This is a genomic window from Variovorax sp. 350MFTsu5.1 (assembly GCF_048302515.1).
Taxonomy (GTDB): Bacteria; Pseudomonadota; Gammaproteobacteria; order Burkholderiales; family Burkholderiaceae_C; genus Variovorax; species Variovorax guangxiensis.
Genome location: NZ_CP157620.1, coordinates 4,156,738 through 4,173,381 on the forward strand (window position 1 = coordinate 4,156,738; position 16,644 = coordinate 4,173,381).

Below are 16,644 nucleotides of genomic sequence, written 5' to 3' on the forward strand. Positions count from 1 at the left end.
TATCGTCATCCGCGTGGCCAGAACGAGTCTCGCGAGCTTAGATATTTTGATCCGGACACCCGCATGAAGACCACACCTCCGAGCCAGCCTTCTTCCGCATCGCAGCAAGGCGCGGGCCTTTTCCGAGGCTGGCTGGTGGTCGCGGGCGCCTTTGCCGTGACCTTCGTGGGCTTCGGCTGCGCCTACACCTTCAGCGCCTTTCTCGAATCGCTGCAGAAGGACTTCGGCGCCTCGCGCGGGTCGGTGTCGCTGGTGTTCTCGCTGGCGGGCTTTCTCTACTTCGGCCTCGGCGTGCTCAGCGGGCCGCTGGCCGACCGCTGGGGTTCGCGGCGGCTGGCCGCGGCGGGCATGGTGCTGGTGGGGCTGGGGCTTGCGCTCGCAGGGCAGGCACGGAGCCTGACGCAGATCTACCTCGCCTATGGGCTCGGCGTGGGCCTGGGCGTCGGCGCTTCGTACGTGCCGGTGCTGGGCGCGGTGCAGCGCTGGTTCGTCCGGCGGCGCGGCTTCGCTTCGGGGCTGGCGGTGAGCGGCATCGGCGTGGGCACGCTGGTGATGCCGCCGCTGGCATCGCTATTCATCGAGACGCTGGGCTGGCGCAACGCCTACCTGGCGCTGGGTGTGCTGGCGGTGGTGGTGGGCGTGGGCATGGCGCTGCTGATCGAGAACGACCCGCGCGACCGTGGCCTGGGGCCGGATGGCGATGCTCCCCAGCCTCAGGCCCAAACAGCCCGGCCCGAGGGCTTCACGGTGCGCGATGCCGTGCGCTCGCGGCGCTTCGCCGGCCTGTACGTAGCCTGCCTCATCAGCTCGTTCGGCCTGTTCGTGCCCTTCGTGCACCTGGTGCCCTATGCGCTGGACCACGGGGTGCCGAACGCGTCGGCGGTGCTGCTGCTGGGCGCCATCGGCGTGGGCAGCACGGCCGGGCGTTTCTTCCTGGGCGGGCTTGCCGACCGCATGGGGCGCGCGCAGACCATGCTGCTGATGTCCACCGGCATGGCGCTGTCGCTGCTGGTGTGGGCCTCATCGGACGGCTTCCGGGGGCTGGCGGTGTTCGCCTTCTTCTACGGCGCGTTCTACGGCGGCTTCGTCGCGCTGCTGCCGGCGCTGGTGATGGACTACTTCGGCGGGCGCAACATCAGCGCGATCATCGGCGTGCTCTACACCAGCGTGGCCTTCGGCACGCTGGTCGGTCCGGCCGCCGCGGGCTATGCCTTCGACATCAGCCGCAGCTACCTGCTGCCGATCTTGTTCAGCGTGGGAGCCAACCTGGTGGCGGCCGCCATCATGTGGACGATGTCGCGGATGGATGCCCGTGCAAAGCCGGCCACGGCCGGCGAACTGCGCTGCACAGTGGGGAAATGACACAACCGCAACCCGACGTTACCGTCAGCCCGCCTCCCGCCGCGGACGCGCAGCCCGAGCTCACCGAGACCCAGGCGTTCATGCGCGCCTGGGTTATGTTCGCGGTGCTGTTCGCTGTCGTGCTCGGCCTGCTGTGGCTGCTTCAGTCCCACTTCAGCTGAACCGGCAAGTGCAGGAGGCTCAGGAAGCCTTCTGCACCAGCTTCAGCACGCTCGAAAAATCGAGCGCGCCGTGGCCGGCGAGGCTGTGGGCCGCATACAGGCTGCGTGCCAGCCCGCCCAGCGGCGTGGCCGCGCGCACGGCGGTGGCGTTCTCCTGAGCCAGCCCCAGGTCCTTGAGCATCAGGTCGGTGCCGAAGCCACCGGCATAGTTCTTCGAGGCAGGGGCGGTCTCCATCACGCCGGGCATCGGGTTGTACTTCTCCAGCGCCCAGTTGCCGCCCGAGCTGCGGCGCATGATTTCCGACAGCACCTTCGGATCGAGCCCGTTGGCCACGCCCAACGCCAGCGCTTCGGAAGTGCCGATCATCAGAATGCCCAACAGCATGTTGTTGCAGATCTTCGCGGTCTGCCCCGCTCCGGCCGCGCCGGCGTGGAAGATGTTCGCGCCCATCTTTTCGAGCACGGGGCGGGCACGCTCCAGATCCTGCGTCTCGCCGCCGACCATGAAGGTCAGCGTGCCTGCGATGGCGCCGCCCGTGCCACCGGACACCGGCGCATCGATCATCGCGATGCCCTTGGCGGCAGCCGCTTCGGCGACCTTGCGCGAGGTGGCCGCCGCGATGGTGCTGCTGTCGATCACCAGCGAACCGGCGCGGATGCTCTCGAGCAGGCCGGGCTTGCCGGCACCGCCCAGGAACAGGCCATCGACGTGCGCGCTGGCCGGCAGCATGCTGATGACGACCTCGGCATCGGCCACCGCCTCGGTGGCCGACTTGGCGATGGGCAGGCCATCCGCGCCGAACTTCGCGCAGGCCTCCTTCGAGAGGTCGAAGGCGGCGAGCGCGTGACCGGCCTTGTGCAGGTTCATGGCCATCGGGCCGCCCATGTTGCCCAGGCCGATGAAAGCGATCTTCATTGCTTTGTCTCCAAGTTGTTTGAATACGGGTTCAGAACGCAGAAGTCGCGAAGGTTTCGCAGAGGTCGCAGAAGAAACACAAAAACAGGTTTCTCCTTCGCGACTTCTGCGTAGCTTTTGTCTTCCTTCTGCGTTCGGCTGTCCGATTTACTTCAGCGATGCCAGCTCCGCCGGCATCTCGCCGCGCGGACGCAGGTGGTCTTCGATGAAGGCGGGCGTGATCTCCTCGAGCGTGGCCGGGCTCCAGCGCGGATTGCGGTCCTTGTCGACCAGCACCGCGCGGATGCCTTCGGCGAAGTCCTTGTGCGCGCAGAAACCGAGCGATGCCCAGTATTCGAGGCGGAACACCTCGGCCAGCGACATGCGCAGAACGCGCTGCCACAGCTCGAAGCTCAGCGCGGCCGAGCTGGGCGCGCCCTTGGCGAAAGTCTTGGCCGCCGTCTGCAGCCATGCGTCGTCGCTCTGCAACTCGCGCAGGCGCTTCGCGATGTCGAGCAGGTCGTCGCCCGCCATCAGCGCGTTGATGGTGTCGTAGTGCTCGCGCACCTTCGATGCGGGCATCTCGGCGCCCTCGCCCGCCTTGGCGAGGATGCGTGACAGCGTCGCGCGGTCGGCCTTGTTCTCGCAGGCCCACTTCGTCGAAGCGATGGTTTCCAGCACTTCGCCCTTGCGCTCCTGCGGCACCAGCACGTCGGCCAGCCCGCAGAAGATGGTGTCGGCCGCGTTGATGTTCGCGGCGGTGAGCGCCAGGAACAGCCCCGTGCGGCCCGGCGTGCGGCGCAGGAACCAGCTGCCGCCCACGTCGGGGTACAGGCCGATGTTGATCTCGGGCATGGCGATGCGGCTTTGCAGCGTCATCACGCGGTGCGAGGCGCCTGCCAGCAGGCCCACGCCGCCGCCCATCACGATGCCGTGGCCCCAGCACAGGAAGGGCTTGGGGAATGTGTGGATCAGGTAGTCGAGCTCGTACTCCTCGCGGAAGAAGTCTTCGGCGTAGGTGTTGCGCGCGGGGCCGCAGTCGAGCAGCGTCTGGTAGAGCTGGCGCAGGTCGCCGCCGGCGCAGAAGGCCTTGTCGCCCGCGGCCTGCAGCAGCACGCCGACGATACCGGCATCACCGGCCCATTCGCGCAGCTTCGGGGTGAGCAGGCGCACCATGTCCACCGACAGCGCGTTGAGCGAAGCCGGTGCGTTGAGCGTGGCCACTGCGAAGCGCTGGCCGCCGGCGGTCTTGATTTCGTCGAAGAGAACTACTGAGTCAGTCATGTTTTGGGGTTGCTTGAATACGGGAACCGAACGCAGAGACCGCAAAGGTTTCGCAAAGGTCGCAGAAGGAATATCAATTTTCTTTTGTCTTTTCTGCGACCTTTGCGAAACCTTCGCGACTTCTGCGTTCTGAAGTTGGACTTCAGCGGATGTCGCTGTCCCCTTCCAGCAATTTTCGCGCAACGATCACGCGCATGATCTCGTTGGTGCCTTCGAGGATCTGGTGCACGCGCGCGTCGCGCACCAGGCGCTCCAGCGGGAACTCGCCGAGGTAGCCGTAGCCGCCGTGCAGCTGCAGCGCGTCGTTGCAGACGTTGAAGCCCGCGTCGGTCGCGAAGCGCTTGGCCATCGCGCAATAGGTGCTGGCGTCGGCATGGCTGGCGTCGAGCTTGGAGGCCGCGAGCCGAACCATCTGCCGCGCCGCAACCAGCTCGGTCGCCATATCGGCCAGCTTGAACTGCAGCGCCTGGAAGCTCGCGAGCGGCTTGCCGAACTGCTGGCGCTCGTGCAGGTAGCGGCGCGCCGCGTCGAGCGCGCCCTGCGCCGCGCCCACCGAACAGGTCGCGATGTTGATGCGCCCGCCGTCCAGGCCCTTCATGGCGATGCGGAAGCCCTCGCCTTCCTTGCCCAGCAGGTTCTGCGCGGGAATGCGAACGTTGTCGAAGCTGATGGTGCGCGTGGGCTGGCTGTTCCAGCCCATCTTGTGCTCCTTCTTGCCGTAGCTGATGCCCGGGGCGTCGGCCGGCACCGCGAAGGCCGATATGCCACTGGCGCCAGCGCCGCCCGTGCGCGCCATCAGCACCAGCACGTCGGTCGAGCCGGCACCGGAGATGAACGCCTTGCCGCCGTTGATGACGTACTCGGCGCCCTGCAGCTCCGCGCGCGTCTTGAGCGAGCCGGCGTCGGAGCCCGCGCCCGGCTCGGTCAGGCAGTAGGAGGCCAGCTTGCGCCCGCTCGTCAGGTCCTCGCCCCACTGCTGCGCCACTGCGTCGGTCGCCCAGGTGCCGAGCATCCACGTCGCCATGTTGTGGATGGTGATGAAGGCGGTGGTCGAGGGGTCGACCGCGGCCATCTCCTCGAACACCAGCGCGGAATCGAGCCGCGGCAGGCCAAGGCCGCCGATGCGCTCGGGCGCATACAGCCCGCAGAAGCCCAGCTCGCCGGCCTTGGCGATGGCCTCTCTCGGAAAGATGGCTTCCGCGTCCCACTGCGCCGCATGCGGCGCGAACTCGGCCTGTGCAAAGTCGCGCGCCGTCTCGGCGAAGGCGCGCTGCTCCTCGGAAAGTTCGAAGTCCATCCTCCGGACTTCTTATTTGAGGCTGATGGTCGTGTTCACGCCGTGCGAGACGGTGCTGTCGTCGAACCAGCGAGCCGTCACCGTCTTGGTCTGCGTATAGAACAGCACCACCTGCTTGCCGTAGGGGCCCAAGTCGCCGAGCTTCGACGCGCGCGAGCCGGTGAACGAGAACATCGGAACCGGCACCGGGATCGGCACGTTGATGCCCACCTGGCCCACGTCGATGTCTTCCTGGAAGCGGCGCGCCGCGGCGCCCGACTGCGTGAAGATCGCGGTGCCGTTGCCGTTCGGGTTGCTGTTGATCAGGTCGATGGCCTCGTCGATGTTCTCGGCGTCGGCGATGCACAGCACGGGGCCGAAGATTTCCTGGTCGTAGATGGTCATGCCGGGCTTCACGCCGGTGAAGATCGTCGGGCCTACAAAGTTGCCCTTCTCGTAGCCGGGCACCGTGGGCTTGCGGCCGTCGAGCACCAGCTTGGCACCGTCGGCTTCACCGCGTTCGATGAGGCTGTTCACGCGGTCGTAAGCGGCGCAGGAGACCAGCGGGCCCACGTCCACGCCCTTGTCGACGCCGGCGCCGACCTTCAGCGTCTTCGCCTTCTCGATGAGTTCGGGCACCCAGTTGCGCGCCTCGCCCACCAGCACCGCCACCGACACCGCCATGCAGCGCTGGCCCGCGGCGCCGAAACTGGCGCCGGCCAGTGCGTTGAGCGTCTGCTCCTTGTTGGCGTCGGGCATCACGATGGCGTGGTTCTTCGCACCCATCATGCATTGCACGCGCTTGCCGGCCAGAGTGGCGCGGTTGTAGACGTGCGTGCCGACCTTGGTGGAGCCCACGAAGCTGATCGCCTTGATGTCCTTGTGGTCGCAGATGCCGTTGACGATGGCTTCACCGCCATGCACCACGTTCAGCACGCCGGGCGGAACACCGGCTTCGAGCGCCAGTTCGCACAGGCGCATGGTGACCATCGGGTCCTGCTCGGAGGGTTTCAGCACGAAGGTGTTGCCGGTGACGATGGCCATCGGGAACATCCACAGCGGGATCATGGCCGGGAAGTTGAACGGCGTGATGCCGGCGCACACGCCCAGCGGCTGCAGCAGCGTGTAGGTGTCGACGCCGTTGGCCACGTTGTTGGCCAGCTCGCCCAGTTGCAGGTTGCCGATGTTCGATGCGTGCTCGACCACTTCGAGGCCGCGGAACACATCGCCTTCCGCGTCGGGCAGCGTCTTGCCCTGCTCGGCCGTGAGGATCGCGGCGAGCTCGCCCATGTTCTCGCGGATGAGCTGCTGCAGCTTGAGGAAGATGCGCGCGCGGGCGCCGATGGGCGTCTTGCGCCAGGTCTTGAAGGCCTCCTTGGCGGAAGCGACTGCCGCGTCGAGCTCTGCCTGCGTGGCGAAGGGCACGCGCGCCAGCACTTCCTGCGTGGCGGGGTTGACGACGTCGCGCCATTCGGTGGTCTTCGATTCGACCAGCTTGCCGCCGATCAGCAGCTTGACGGTGGCGACCTGGGTCGAGGGCGTGGTGGTGGCGTCCATGGGGTTTGTCTCCTGTGAATCCTGTGAAAGCGGCGCCGGACGAGCCGGGGCGGTGACGCATCCTAGCTTTGCAGATTTGCCATGACAATAGACAAAATTGCGCGGCGACTTTGCAAAAATGCAAAGCCTTCCATTCGAGACCACCCGAGGCACGAAAGCACATGGACTGGGACAACCTGCGGTACTTCCTGGAGCTGGCCCGCTCGGGCACGCTGATGAGCGCGGCGCGGCGGCTGGAGGTCGACCACACCACGGTGGCGCGCCGCATCCAGGCGCTCGAGAAGGAAGTCGGCGCCCCGCTGTTCTCGCGCGAATCGGGCGGCCACCGGCTCACCGAGGCGGGCCGCAGGCTGCAGCCGCAGGTCGAGGCGATGGAGAGCGCGTTCCAGGCCGTGGAAAGCACCGCTCCGGCCTCGCAGGAAGGCCTTTCGGGGCTGGTGCGCATCGGCGCCACCGAGGGCTTCGGCACGGTGGTGCTGGCACCGCAGCTAGCATCGTTCGCGGTGCGGCACCCGAAGCTCACCATCGACCTGCTCGCGATGCCGCGCCTCGTGCACTTGTCGCGGCGCGAGGCCGACATCGTGATCTCGCTCGAACGCCCGGCGCGCGGGCCGGTGGTGGTCGCCAAGCTCACCGACTACACGCTGCGCCTGTACGCGTCGAAGCAGTACCTGTCGGCGCACAAGCCCATCCGCACGCGCGAGGACCTGCGCGGCCACACCTTCATCAGCTACGTGGACGACCTGCTCTTCAGCAAGGAGCTGCAGTACCTCGACGAGTTGCACCGCCCCGACGCCTTCGCGCTGCGCAGCACCAGCGTGCTCGCACAGCACAGCGCGGTGGCGGCGGGCGCGGGCATCGCGGTGCTGCCGGCCTTCATCGCCGAGCACGACACCGCGCTGCGCCCCGTGCTGCCGGGGCAGGCGAACTTCACGCGCACCTTCTGGATGTCGATGCCGGCGGAGACCAAGCACCTCGCGCGCATGCAGGCGGTGTGGAACTTCCTGCGCGAGACGGTGCAGGAGCAGCAGCCGCTGTTGCTCCTGCAGCCGCCCGGCGAAGAAAATGGCGCAAGCGGCCCGCCGCAGCGCCCGGCCCGCCCGCGCAAGCCACCAACCCCGTAACGAGCAACGCAATTCCCTACACGGAGCCTGGAGACACGCCCATGCCACGCCACCGCCCCGCCCGCCTCGAACACATCGCCGGCATCGGCGTCGACCGCATGGGCGCGATCGCCGACGACGCCGACGGCCCGCCCTTCCTTCGGCTGGAGAACCTCGACGTCGACATCCCGCCCGACCCCGAGGCCGTCGCGCGCACCGTGCACGCGGCATCGTTCGACCCCGACAACAGCTACCTGCCCTTCATCGGCCAGTCGCGCCTGCGCGACGTGGCGGCGCGGCATGTGTCGGCGCTCTCGGGCGTGGAATACAGCGGCGCGCGCAACTGCGTGATCTCGGCCGGCGGCCTCTCGGGCATCCTCAACGCGCTGCTCGCCACCGTCGAGGTCGGCGACGAGGTGCTGGTGACCGACCCGACCTACGCGGGCCTGCTCAACCGCATCCGCCTCGCGGGCGGCACGCCGAAGTACGTGCCCTTCAGGTTCACGCCCGGCGGCGAATGGAAGCTCGACCGCGAGGCGCTGCAGGCCGCCATCGGCCCGCGCGTGCGCACCATGCTGCTGATGTCGCCCTCGATGCCCTCGGGCGGCTGCTTCGACGAGGAAGACTGGCGCGCCATCGCCGCGCTGTGCGTGCAGCACGACCTCACGCTGATCCTCGACACCGCGATGGAGCGCCTGCTGTACGACGGCCGCAAGGTCATCCACCCCGCGGGCCTGCCCGGCATGGCCGAACGCACCATCACCGTGGGCTCATCCGCCAAAGAGTTGCGCATGATCGGCTGGCGCGTGGGCTGGACCGTAGCGCCCGAAAGCTACATGCCCGACCTCGTGGCCGTGTCGCTGGCCAACGTGGTGGTGCCCGTCGGCATCGCGCAGAACGCAGTGGCCACCGCGCTGGAGCAATCGCCCCGCACGCTCGGGGCCTACGTGGCGGAGCTGGAACGGCGGCGCGACACCGTGCTCGACGAGCTCAAGGGCCTGCCGGTGGGCGTACCCGGCGGCGGCTGGTCGCTGCTGCTGCGCGCCAGCGACTTCGGCATCGACGGGCAGACGCTGTCGGAACGCCTGCTGGCGCACCGCGTCTGCGCCACCGCGATGAAGGGCTGGGGAGAGACGCACAGTGCGCAGTACCTGCGCTTCGTGTTTTCCAACGAGCCGGTGGAGCGGCTGCGGGGGTTGGGAGACAAGGTGCGGGCGGCGCTGGGGGCCTGACGCTCAGGAAAAGAGGCGCTTCCAGAGACTCTTGCCCCCTGCAGGTTCAGCAGCCGCAGCGGCCTCAGCCCGTTCGAGCAGCTCGACCAGCCCCGGCACGCGCGGCTTCTTGAGCCATCGCGCAAAGGCCGAGTAGCTTTCCGCCTTGCCTTCGATGCGCAGATGCTCGGGCATGGCGGGGCACGGCGCGCTGCCCAGCAGCACGCGCAAGGCTTCGAGCTGGTTCATGCGGATCGCACTGAAGAGCGCGGTCTCGCCGAGCGACGGAACGATGTCGTTGGCCCCCGCGAGCCCGCCGTCGAGCAGAGGACGGATCGCGGCCGCGTCGCCCTTGATCGCCGCGGCTCCGAGGGCTTCGAGGGCCGCGAGCCTTTCGGGCGACAGGCTCGCCAGGTAGGCATCGTCTCGCTTGTCGTCCTCGCTGCGCGCATCGCCGTCCTGCATCGTCATGAAGTCGGTCACCAGCGCCACCGGCTCGCGGGCGGCGTCGAGCGCCCAGAAGCTCGGATAGCTGCCGTCACCCCAGCCCGAGCTGAAGATCAGCACGTTGTTCGCGCTGCCCTCGCCCAGCGGGTAGTGGTCGGCCATGTCCTTGCTGCCCAGCTCCTCGTCGAGCACGTCGTCGTAGTAGCTGCCGTAGTCGGGGTTGGCCGACGATTCGCGCGCCTCGCGCTCGGCGATGGCGGCCGTGCAGTCGGCATCCATGAAGCAGCCGACGCCCGCGTCGACCGGATAGCCGTAGAACTCGTCGTCGCCCAGCTCATTCTGCGACTGGCCATCGAGCAGCGCGGGTTCCCAGTGCAGGTCCGCGGGCTGCAGTCCGCGGCGATCACGCAGCCAGAGCACCGCGAGCGCATGCCGGCCTTCGTGTTGAAGCAACTCGGCAGGGAAAGCGCCCCGGCCGGAAACGCTGCGCACGAAAGGGGGGCGTTCCGGCTGCACCAGCGGATCGCACGCCACGATGCGGCCGCTCGTGACCTGGAGCGACCCGCAGGACTGCCGCTGCAGGCGCCGCACGCGCAGCGCCTCGTCGTCGAGGAAAACGGTGCGCAGGTTTTCGAGGTCGAGGTAAGCCATGCGCCCAGTGTCTCACCCCAACGGGAAAGGGCCGCGAAAGCGGCCCCTTGCGTGCTGTCGGGTCGATGCCGTCTTTACTGGATCAGCTTGGCGCCCGTCTTGGCCTGCAGCGCGTCGAAGGTGACGCCAGGCGCCAGCTCGACGACCTTCAGGCCCTCGGGCACCACGTCCATCACGGCCAGGTCGGTGATGATGCGGTCGACCACGCCCACGCCGGTCAGCGGCAGGGTGCACTTCTCGAGGATCTTCAGGTCCTCGGTGCCGTCCTTCTTCTTCGCGACGTGCTCCATCAGCACGATCACGCGCTTCACGCCGGCCACGAGGTCCATGGCGCCGCCCATGCCCTTGACCATCTTGCCGGGGATCATCCAGTTGGCGAGGTCGCCCTTGGTGCTGACCTGCATCGCGCCCAGGATCGACAGGTTGATCTTGCCGCCGCGGATCATCGCGAAGCTGTCATGGCTGCCGAAGATGGCCGAGCCGGGCAGCGTGGTAACGGTCTGCTTGCCGGCGTTGATGAGGTCGGCGTCGACCTGGTCTTCGGTGGGAAACGGGCCGATGCCGAGCATGCCGTTCTCGCTCTGCAGCCACACTTCCTTGTCGCCGGTGTGGTTGGCCACCAGCGTCGGGATGCCAATGCCGAGGTTGACGTAGAAGCCGTCTTCGAGTTCTTGCGCGGCGCGGGCCGCCATCTGGTCTTGGGTCCAGGGCATCTCAGGCTCCTTCTTTCTTGTTGACGACCTTGGCGGGCACTTCGCTGCCTGCGGCGGCAGCAGCGGCGATGGCGGTCTGGGCCTCGACCTTCGCGGCGGCGGCATCGACCGATGCGCTCACGGTGCGCTTCTCGATGCGCTTCTCGGGGTTCGCGTTGAGCACGATGCGGTGCACGTAGATGCCTGGCAGGTGGATGTCGTCGGGGGCCAGCTCGCCCACCTCGACGATCTTCTCGACTTCGACGATGCAGATCTTGCCGGCCATGGCGGCAGCCGGGTTGAAGTTGCGCGCCGTGAGGCGGAAGCGCAGGTTGCCCGACTTGTCGGCCACGTCGGCCTTCACCAGCGCCACGTCGGGCACCAGCGAGCGTTCCATGACGTAGGTTTCGCCGTCGAACTCGCGCAGCTCCTTGCCTTCGGCAACCTGGGTGCCCACGCCGGTCTTGGTGAAGAAGGCCGGAATGCCGGCGCCGCCGGCGCGCAGCTTCTCGGCCAGCGTGCCCTGCGGCGTGAATTCGAGGGCCAGTTCGCCCGCGAGATACTGGCGTTCGAACTCCTTGTTCTCGCCGACGTAGGACGCGATCATCTTCTTGATCTGGCGCGTCTCCAGCAGCTTGCCGAGGCCGAAACCGTCGACGCCCGCGTTGTTGGAGATGACGGTGAGGTTCTGCACGCCGGAGTCCTTGAGCGCGTCGATCAGCGCTTCGGGAATGCCGCAGAGGCCGAAGCCGCCGACCGCGAGCATCTGCCCGTCGGCGACGACTCCCTTGAGTGCCGCGTCAGCGGTGGGAAAAATCTTGTTCACTCGTGCTCCTTGATGGATGAATGAGAGAGGTGGAAGCAGGAAAAAAGCCGGAGGAAGAGGCCTGAACGATACTACGTACCCGCATACGTAGTATTTCGTAATGGTGACCCCCGATGCCCGAGATCGATTACCGGCTGGCCTTTGAACACGCCCCCGTCGGCATGGTGGTGTCGAGCAACCGCACCATCGTGGCGTGCAACCTGCGCGTTTGCGAGATCTTCGGCGCAACGCCCTCCGCGCTGGTCGGGCATTCGTTCAGCATCCTCTACCCCAGCGTGGCCGAGTTCGAGCGCATCGGCAAGCGCATGGAGCCCTTTCTGAATGCCAGCGGGCACTACGCCGACAACCGCATGATGAAGCGGCTCGGCGGGCTGCATGGCGCCATCGCCGGCGAAACCTTCTGGTGCCACGTCACAGGCCACGCCATGAACCGCGCCGCCCCGCACGAGGCCGGCATCTGGACCTTCGAGGACCTGGGCTCGCGCCGCGCCGTGAAGGCAGAGCTCACGCCGCGCGAGCGCGAGGTGGCCGCGCAGGTGATGCGCGGGCTGACTTCCAAGGAGATCGGCAAGGCGCTGGGCATCAGCCACCGCACGGTGGAACTGCACCGGGCCCGGCTGATGCGCAAGTACGCGGCCGCGACCACGGCCGAGCTGGTGCAGAAGCTGATCGCCGGCTAATCGGCGAGCTCGATGCGCAGGCGCACCATGTCGCGCAGCACGATACCGTCCTGCTTCTGCAGCCTGCCGCCGGCTGCGCGGCGCACGAAGAAGTCGCGATCCACCCCGGCGATGCGGAAGCCGAAGCGCTGGTAGAAGGCCAGCTCGCGCAGGCTGCTGTTGCCCGTGCCGACTTCGAGCAGGTGTGCGCCCCGTTCCACGGCCAGCGCCTTAGCCTTGCGCAGCAGCGCTGTGCCCACACCCTGGCCGCGCAGATCGGCGCTCACCGCGATGTTCATGATCTCCCAGGTGCCGATGCGGGTTTCGAGCAGCACCATCTGGCCGACGGCCCGGCCGGCAGCTTCCGCCAGCCAGAGCTCGCCGCGCGACAGGTACTTGCGGATCTCGGCGCGCGGGCCATCGGCGGCCAGCAGCAGCGGCCATGGGGTCGAGTCGTCGGGGGTGGCACGGCGTATCTGCGGCCGGAGCGCCGCCTTCTTGCTCGTCATCTATTTCTGTCTGCTTTCATCGGTTGTCGGCGCCGGATTCTCGCGCCACACGAAGCGTCGCCGATCCGCAGAACCAGCCTGAAGTTCCGGCCGAACGCCGACGGATCGTTGCGAAAACGGAAACGCCGTGTCCTCGAAACGCCCGCGCCACGGCAGGCTGCGAAGCCTATCGTGGAGGCCATCAAGGGCAACAAGCCCGCAACCACACAGGAGTCCGAAATGTCCACACCCATCCATTCCGAACGCAGCCTTCTGCTTCAGACGCAGGCTTCCGTCGCCCGCGCCCATGCGCTCGCCGTGCGGAAGCTGCCCGTCGCGATGACGCTCTCCGCGATCATCCTGTCGATCATCAACGTCAAGCTGTAGCCGGTCGTATCCGTGGCAGGCCGGGCAGAGGGCACCGGCACCACAAGGCCCGATCAATCGGGCTTGATGTCAGCCGACTTGATCACCTTCGACCATGCAGCCAACTCCTGGTCGACGAATTTCGCCAGCGTCGGCGGGTCCATGTAGGTCGCGAAGGCGCCCTGCTCGTCCACCTTCCTGCGGAAGGCTTCGCTCTCCACGATCTTGCGGAGTTCCGCGCTGAGCCTGTTGACGACCTCGGGCGGCGTCTTCGCCGGCGCGAACACCGCGAACCACGATTCCACCTCGTAGCCCGGCAGTCCCGCCTCGGCCGAGGTCGGCACGTCGGGCATCGACGGATGCCGCTTGCTGCCCGTGTACGCCAGCGGCTTGATGCGGCCACCCGCGAAATGGCCGATGACCGAGGGCGGCGTGGTGATGAACATGTCGACGTTGCCCGAGATCAGGTCGTTGATCGCCGGCCCCGAGCCCTTGTAAGGCACGTGTGTCATCGCCTGTTTCGTCTGCCGCGACAGCAGTTCGCCCGCGATGTGCTGGATCGAGCCGTTGCCCGAGGACGCGAAGAAGAGCCCGCCCTCCTTCTTCTTGCCGTACTCGATGAGTTCCTTCATCGACTTCACCGGCAGCTTGCCGCTCACCGCGACCACGTGCGGCGCGCGCATCACCATCGCCACCGGCACGAAGTCCTTGGTGGGGCTCCACCGGATGTTCGGGTAGAGCGAGGGATTGCCGACGTGGTAGCCCGAATACTGCATCAACAGCGTGTAGCCATCGGGCGCGGCGCGCGCCACGAACTCGGTGCCGATGTTGCCGCTGGCGCCGGGCTTGTTGTCGATGACGACAGGCTGGCCCAGCGCGCGCTGCAGCGGGTCGCCGACCAGCCGCGCCATGATGTCGGTCGAGCCGGCCGGCGCGGTCGGCACGACCATGGTGATCGGTTTCGAGGGCCAGGCGTCGGCGGCGGTTGCGGCGGTTGCGGCCGAACCGGATAGCACGAGGCCGACCGCGAGAAGGCGGTGGATGGGTTTCATGGTTTGTCTCCGGTGGTTTTGTATTGCTGGCTGTTCTTGGGGCTTCGCCTCAGGGCGACAGCTCCGAGATCTCGATCAGGTTCAGGTCGGGGTCGCGCACATAGACCGAACGGATGCGCGAGGTGGCTCCCGTGCGCATCACCGGCCCTTCGAGGATCGGCACACCCTTCTCGCCGAGCCGCGCGACGACCTCGTCGAGCGGCACGCTGGCGATGAAGCACAGGTCCAGCGAGCCGGGCGTCGGCAGCTGCGCCTTGGGCTCGAACTCGTGGCCCTTCACATGCAGGTTGATCTTCTGGTTGCCGAAGCGAAAGGCCTTGCGGCCGGCGCCGAAGCTCTCCAGCGACATGCCCATCACGTCGACATAGAAGCGGATGCAGGCTTCCTCGTGCGAGGTGGTCAGCACGAGGTGGTCCAGGTGGTCGATCATGGTTGCAGCTCCTTGTGTGCTTGGCCGCGCTCCCGGGCGCGGATGACGATGTCGTCGAAGTCCGGCGGGGGCGCATGCCGCGTCAGCCGATGGCCTGCGCGCGAGACCTGGGCCGGCAACTCGTGCCGCACCAGCGCTTCCAGTTCCGCCGCAGTGGCGATCAGGCCCTCTAGGTGCATGCCGGTGTCATAGCCCATGCACTGCAGCATGTGGACCACGTCCTCGGTCGCCACATTGCCTGTCGCACCCGGCGCGTAGGGGCAGCCGCCGATGCCTCCGAGCGACATGTCGAGCCGGCGGATGCCGGCCTCCACCGCCGCCACGGTATTCACGAGGCCCATGCCGCGCGTGTTGTGGAAGTGGGCCGTCCATTCCAGCGCCTGGTGGCTCGCCAGCACGGATTCGCAGAGCTCCCGCACCTGCGTCGGATAGGCCATGCCCGTCGTGTCGCACAGCGTGATGCCCTGCACCTCGAGCGCGGCGAAGCGGTCGATCCAGCCTTGCACCGTCGCGAACGGCACTTCGCCTTCCATCGGGCAACCGAACACGCACGACAGCGACACGTTCACCGGCACCCCGGCCTTCTTCGCCAGCGCGATGACGCCGGCCAGCTGCGCGAACGACTGCTCCCTCGTCATGCGCAGGTTGGCGAGGTTGTGCGTCTCGCTCACCGACATGACGATATTGAACTCGTCGATGCGGCTCTCCAGCGCGCGCTCCGCCCCTCGCAGGTTTGGCACCAGCGCGGTGTAGACCAGGCCTGGCCGGCGGGCGATGCGATTCATCACCTCCTCGCCATCGCGCAGTGCGGGAATCGCTTTCGCCGAGGTGAACGACGTGACTTCGATCTTCGCGTAGCCCAGGCCGCTGAGCCGGTCGATCAGCGCGATCTTGTCCTCCGTCGGGATGAAGCGGCTCTCCATCTGGAAGCCGTCGCGCGTCGCGACCTCGTTGAAGAACAGCCGCGTGCCGTTGCCCGCCTTCATGCCGCAACTCCTTCCGCGCGCCGCGCGGGCCATCCGGCACCGCGCAGATCGCCGTCATGCTCGCCCAGCCGTGGCGCGGGGTGCGCGATGCGCCCCGGCGTGGCGCTGAGCTTGGGAACCACGCCCGGCACCTTCAGCGTGGCGCCGTCGGAAGTCGACGCTTCCACGATCATCCCGCGCGCCAGGTACTGCGGGTCGCTCGCGATGTCGGCCACCGTGTAGATGCGCCCGACAGGCACGCCCGCCGCATCGAGCGCGGCCAGCACCTCGTCGCGGCTGCGCTGCAGCGTCCATGCCTCGATGGCGGCGTCGATCTCCTCCACGCGCAGCACGCGGCCGTCGTTGTGCACCAGCCCGGGGTCGTTCTCCAGGTCCTCGCGGCCGATGGCGCGCATCAGCCGGCGGAAGATGCTGTCGCCGTTGCCGGCCACCAGCACGTACTGCCCGTCCTCGCAGCGGTAGGCATTGGTCGGCGCGATGCCGGGCAGCGCGCTGCCGGCACGCTCGCGCACGGCACCGAAGGCGTCGTACTCTGGCAGCAGGCTTTCCATCACGTTGAACACCGACTCGTAGAGCGCCACGTCGATGAACTGGCCTTCGCCGCCATGCGCCGTGCGGTGGTGCAGCGCGGTCAGCACGCCGATCACGCCATGCAGCGCCGCCAGCGTGTCTCCCAGAGACACCCCCACGCGCACCGGCACACGGCCCGGCTCGCCGCTCAGGTAGCGCAGCCCGCCCATCGATTCGCCGAGCACGCCGAAGCCGGGCTTGTCGCGGTAGGGCCCGGTCTGCCCGTAGCCCGAGATGCGCAGCATGATGAGCCGGGGGTTCAGCGCATGCAGCGCCTCCCAGCCCAGGCCCCAGCCTTCGAGTGTGCCGGGCTTGAAGTTCTCGATCAGCACGTCGGCTTCGAGTGCCAGTGCGCGCACGGCCTCCTGTCCCTCGGGGCTGCGCAGGTCCAGGCACACCGAGCGCTTGTTGCGCGACTGGACCTCCCACCACGCCGAGGTACCGTTGTCGCGCAACAGCCGCCACTTGCGCAGCGGGTCGCCGACGCCGGCCGGCTCGACCTTGATCACGTCGGCGCCGAACTCCGCCAGCGTCTTGCCGGCGAAGGGGCCGGCGATGAGCTGGCCGAGCTCCAGCACCTTCAGGCCTTCGAGTGCATTCATGTCCGCGTCCGTCTCCTTTGTTGGGC

At 67.7% G+C, this 16,644-nt stretch carries 18 protein-coding genes; 6 read left to right on the forward strand and 12 right to left on the reverse strand.

The window, feature by feature from the left end:
- Positions 1–63 precede the first annotated feature (63 nt).
- A complete protein-coding gene (locus tag ABL843_RS18910; RefSeq protein WP_418116862.1) occupies positions 64–1,362 on the forward strand; it encodes an MFS transporter in 1,299 nt (432 codons plus the stop codon).
- Positions 1,359–1,523 (forward strand): hypothetical protein, encoded by a 165-nt coding sequence (locus ABL843_RS18915; RefSeq protein ID WP_184636983.1) that lies wholly within the window; start codon positions 1,359–1,361, stop codon positions 1,521–1,523. Before ABL843_RS18910 ends, ABL843_RS18915 begins: the two co-directional genes overlap by 4 nt.
- Before the next feature lie 19 nt (positions 1,524–1,542).
- Here ABL843_RS18915 and mmsB read toward each other — a convergent pair whose 3' ends face one another.
- The 4 genes from mmsB to ABL843_RS18935 all read right to left on the reverse strand — a co-directional run bounded on the left by mmsB (position 1,543) and on the right by ABL843_RS18935 (position 6,535).
- On the reverse strand, positions 1,543–2,439 hold the full coding sequence (gene mmsB / locus ABL843_RS18920; RefSeq protein WP_418116863.1) for a 3-hydroxyisobutyrate dehydrogenase: 897 nt from the start codon (positions 2,437–2,439) through the stop codon (positions 1,543–1,545).
- A 147-nt stretch (positions 2,440–2,586) separates the two neighbouring features.
- Complete coding sequence (locus tag ABL843_RS18925; protein ID WP_418116864.1) at positions 2,587–3,702, reverse strand: enoyl-CoA hydratase/isomerase family protein; 1,116 nt, start codon at positions 3,700–3,702, stop codon at positions 2,587–2,589.
- 142 nt (positions 3,703–3,844) lie between these two features.
- Positions 3,845–4,999, reverse strand: a complete 1,155-nt coding sequence (locus ABL843_RS18930) for an acyl-CoA dehydrogenase family protein (protein WP_184636978.1) — start codon at positions 4,997–4,999, stop codon at positions 3,845–3,847.
- A gap of 12 nt (positions 5,000–5,011) precedes the next feature.
- Positions 5,012–6,535: a CoA-acylating methylmalonate-semialdehyde dehydrogenase gene (locus tag ABL843_RS18935; protein ID WP_126021963.1), complete on the reverse strand. Its 1,524-nt coding sequence runs from the start codon at positions 6,533–6,535 to the stop codon at positions 5,012–5,014.
- Between the two features lie 161 nt (positions 6,536–6,696).
- Between ABL843_RS18935 and ABL843_RS18940 the strand changes: the two genes are divergently transcribed.
- Positions 6,697–7,659 carry a LysR family transcriptional regulator gene (locus tag ABL843_RS18940; RefSeq protein WP_418116865.1) on the forward strand — a complete coding sequence of 321 codons (963 nt, stop codon included), beginning with the start codon at positions 6,697–6,699 and terminating at the stop codon, positions 7,657–7,659.
- A gap of 41 nt (positions 7,660–7,700) precedes the next feature.
- Positions 7,701–8,870, forward strand: coding sequence for a pyridoxal phosphate-dependent aminotransferase (locus ABL843_RS18945; protein ID WP_418116866.1), 1,170 nt, complete (start codon positions 7,701–7,703; stop codon positions 8,868–8,870).
- A gap of 3 nt (positions 8,871–8,873) precedes the next feature.
- On the opposite strand, the gene ABL843_RS18950 is transcribed toward ABL843_RS18945, so the two are convergent.
- From ABL843_RS18950 to ABL843_RS18960, 3 genes are all read right to left on the reverse strand, one after another.
- The gene (locus ABL843_RS18950; protein ID WP_418116867.1) at positions 8,874–9,947 is read right to left on the reverse strand and encodes a DUF4241 domain-containing protein; all 1,074 of its coding nucleotides are present in this window, start codon (positions 9,945–9,947) and stop codon (positions 8,874–8,876) included.
- A 74-nt stretch (positions 9,948–10,021) separates the two neighbouring features.
- Positions 10,022–10,660 (reverse strand): 3-oxoacid CoA-transferase subunit B, encoded by a 639-nt coding sequence (locus tag ABL843_RS18955; RefSeq protein WP_019652014.1) that lies wholly within the window; start codon positions 10,658–10,660, stop codon positions 10,022–10,024.
- 1 nt (position 10,661) lies between these two features.
- Positions 10,662–11,465, reverse strand: coding sequence for a CoA transferase subunit A (locus ABL843_RS18960; protein ID WP_126021959.1), 804 nt, complete (start codon positions 11,463–11,465; stop codon positions 10,662–10,664).
- Positions 11,466–11,578: 113 nt separating this feature from the next.
- Here ABL843_RS18960 and ABL843_RS18965 point away from each other — a divergent pair, with 113 nt between their 5' ends.
- Positions 11,579–12,145, forward strand: a complete 567-nt coding sequence (locus ABL843_RS18965; protein WP_126021958.1) for a LuxR C-terminal-related transcriptional regulator — start codon at positions 11,579–11,581, stop codon at positions 12,143–12,145.
- Here ABL843_RS18965 and ABL843_RS18970 read toward each other — a convergent pair.
- Positions 12,142–12,633, reverse strand: coding sequence for a GNAT family N-acetyltransferase (locus ABL843_RS18970; RefSeq protein ID WP_418116868.1), 492 nt, complete (start codon positions 12,631–12,633; stop codon positions 12,142–12,144). The two genes, ABL843_RS18965 and ABL843_RS18970, sit on opposite strands and share 4 nt — an antisense overlap.
- A 219-nt stretch (positions 12,634–12,852) precedes the next feature.
- On the opposite strand from ABL843_RS18970, the gene ABL843_RS18975 reads away from it, so the two are divergent.
- Positions 12,853–12,999: a hypothetical protein gene (locus ABL843_RS18975; protein WP_301509455.1), complete on the forward strand. Its 147-nt coding sequence runs from the start codon at positions 12,853–12,855 to the stop codon at positions 12,997–12,999.
- Positions 13,000–13,052: 53 nt separating this feature from the next.
- On the opposite strand, the gene ABL843_RS18980 is transcribed toward ABL843_RS18975, so the two are convergent.
- From ABL843_RS18980 to ABL843_RS18995, 4 genes are read right to left on the reverse strand one after another with little or no spacing between them, the layout of a single operon-like run.
- Positions 13,053–14,030, reverse strand: a complete 978-nt coding sequence (locus ABL843_RS18980; RefSeq protein WP_126021956.1) for a Bug family tripartite tricarboxylate transporter substrate binding protein — start codon at positions 14,028–14,030, stop codon at positions 13,053–13,055.
- A gap of 49 nt (positions 14,031–14,079) precedes the next feature.
- Entirely contained in the window at positions 14,080–14,460 is a 381-nt protein-coding gene (locus ABL843_RS18985; protein WP_126021955.1) for a VOC family protein, read from the reverse strand.
- Entirely contained in the window at positions 14,457–15,446 is a 990-nt protein-coding gene (locus ABL843_RS18990) for a hydroxymethylglutaryl-CoA lyase (protein ID WP_418116869.1), read from the reverse strand. Before ABL843_RS18990 ends, ABL843_RS18985 begins: the two co-directional genes overlap by 4 nt.
- On the reverse strand, positions 15,443–16,618 hold the full coding sequence (locus ABL843_RS18995) for a CaiB/BaiF CoA transferase family protein (RefSeq protein ID WP_418116870.1): 1,176 nt from the start codon (positions 16,616–16,618) through the stop codon (positions 15,443–15,445). Before ABL843_RS18995 ends, ABL843_RS18990 begins: the two co-directional genes overlap by 4 nt.
- Positions 16,619–16,644: the final 26 nt, after the last annotated feature.

Excerpts from the sequence above, each read along its gene's own strand:
- ABL843_RS18975 (WP_301509455.1), top strand. The coding sequence starts at position 12,853 with ATGTCCACACCCATCCATTCCGAACGCAGCCTTCTGCTTCAGACGCAG.
- ABL843_RS18995 (WP_418116870.1), bottom strand. The coding sequence starts at position 16,618 with ATGAATGCACTCGAAGGCCTGAAGGTGCTGGAGCTCGGCCAGCTCATC.
- ABL843_RS18970 (WP_418116868.1), bottom strand. The coding sequence starts at position 12,633 with ATGACGAGCAAGAAGGCGGCGCTCCGGCCGCAGATACGCCGTGCCACC.
- ABL843_RS18945 (WP_418116866.1), top strand. The coding sequence starts at position 7,701 with ATGCCACGCCACCGCCCCGCCCGCCTCGAACACATCGCCGGCATCGGC.
- ABL843_RS18930 (WP_184636978.1), bottom strand. The coding sequence starts at position 4,999 with ATGGACTTCGAACTTTCCGAGGAGCAGCGCGCCTTCGCCGAGACGGCG.
- ABL843_RS18935 (WP_126021963.1), bottom strand. The coding sequence starts at position 6,535 with ATGGACGCCACCACCACGCCCTCGACCCAGGTCGCCACCGTCAAGCTG.
- ABL843_RS18990 (WP_418116869.1), bottom strand. The coding sequence starts at position 15,446 with ATGAAGGCGGGCAACGGCACGCGGCTGTTCTTCAACGAGGTCGCGACG.
- ABL843_RS18965 (WP_126021958.1), top strand. The coding sequence starts at position 11,579 with ATGCCCGAGATCGATTACCGGCTGGCCTTTGAACACGCCCCCGTCGGC.
- ABL843_RS18910 (WP_418116862.1), top strand. The coding sequence starts at position 64 with ATGAAGACCACACCTCCGAGCCAGCCTTCTTCCGCATCGCAGCAAGGC.
- ABL843_RS18985 (WP_126021955.1), bottom strand. The coding sequence starts at position 14,460 with ATGATCGACCACCTGGACCACCTCGTGCTGACCACCTCGCACGAGGAA.
- mmsB (WP_418116863.1), bottom strand. The coding sequence starts at position 2,439 with ATGAAGATCGCTTTCATCGGCCTGGGCAACATGGGCGGCCCGATGGCC.
- ABL843_RS18950 (WP_418116867.1), bottom strand. The coding sequence starts at position 9,947 with ATGGCTTACCTCGACCTCGAAAACCTGCGCACCGTTTTCCTCGACGAC.
- ABL843_RS18915 (WP_184636983.1), top strand. The coding sequence starts at position 1,359 with ATGACACAACCGCAACCCGACGTTACCGTCAGCCCGCCTCCCGCCGCG.
- ABL843_RS18940 (WP_418116865.1), top strand. The coding sequence starts at position 6,697 with ATGGACTGGGACAACCTGCGGTACTTCCTGGAGCTGGCCCGCTCGGGC.
- ABL843_RS18980 (WP_126021956.1), bottom strand. The coding sequence starts at position 14,030 with ATGAAACCCATCCACCGCCTTCTCGCGGTCGGCCTCGTGCTATCCGGT.
- ABL843_RS18955 (WP_019652014.1), bottom strand. The coding sequence starts at position 10,660 with ATGCCCTGGACCCAAGACCAGATGGCGGCCCGCGCCGCGCAAGAACTC.
- ABL843_RS18925 (WP_418116864.1), bottom strand. The coding sequence starts at position 3,702 with ATGACTGACTCAGTAGTTCTCTTCGACGAAATCAAGACCGCCGGCGGC.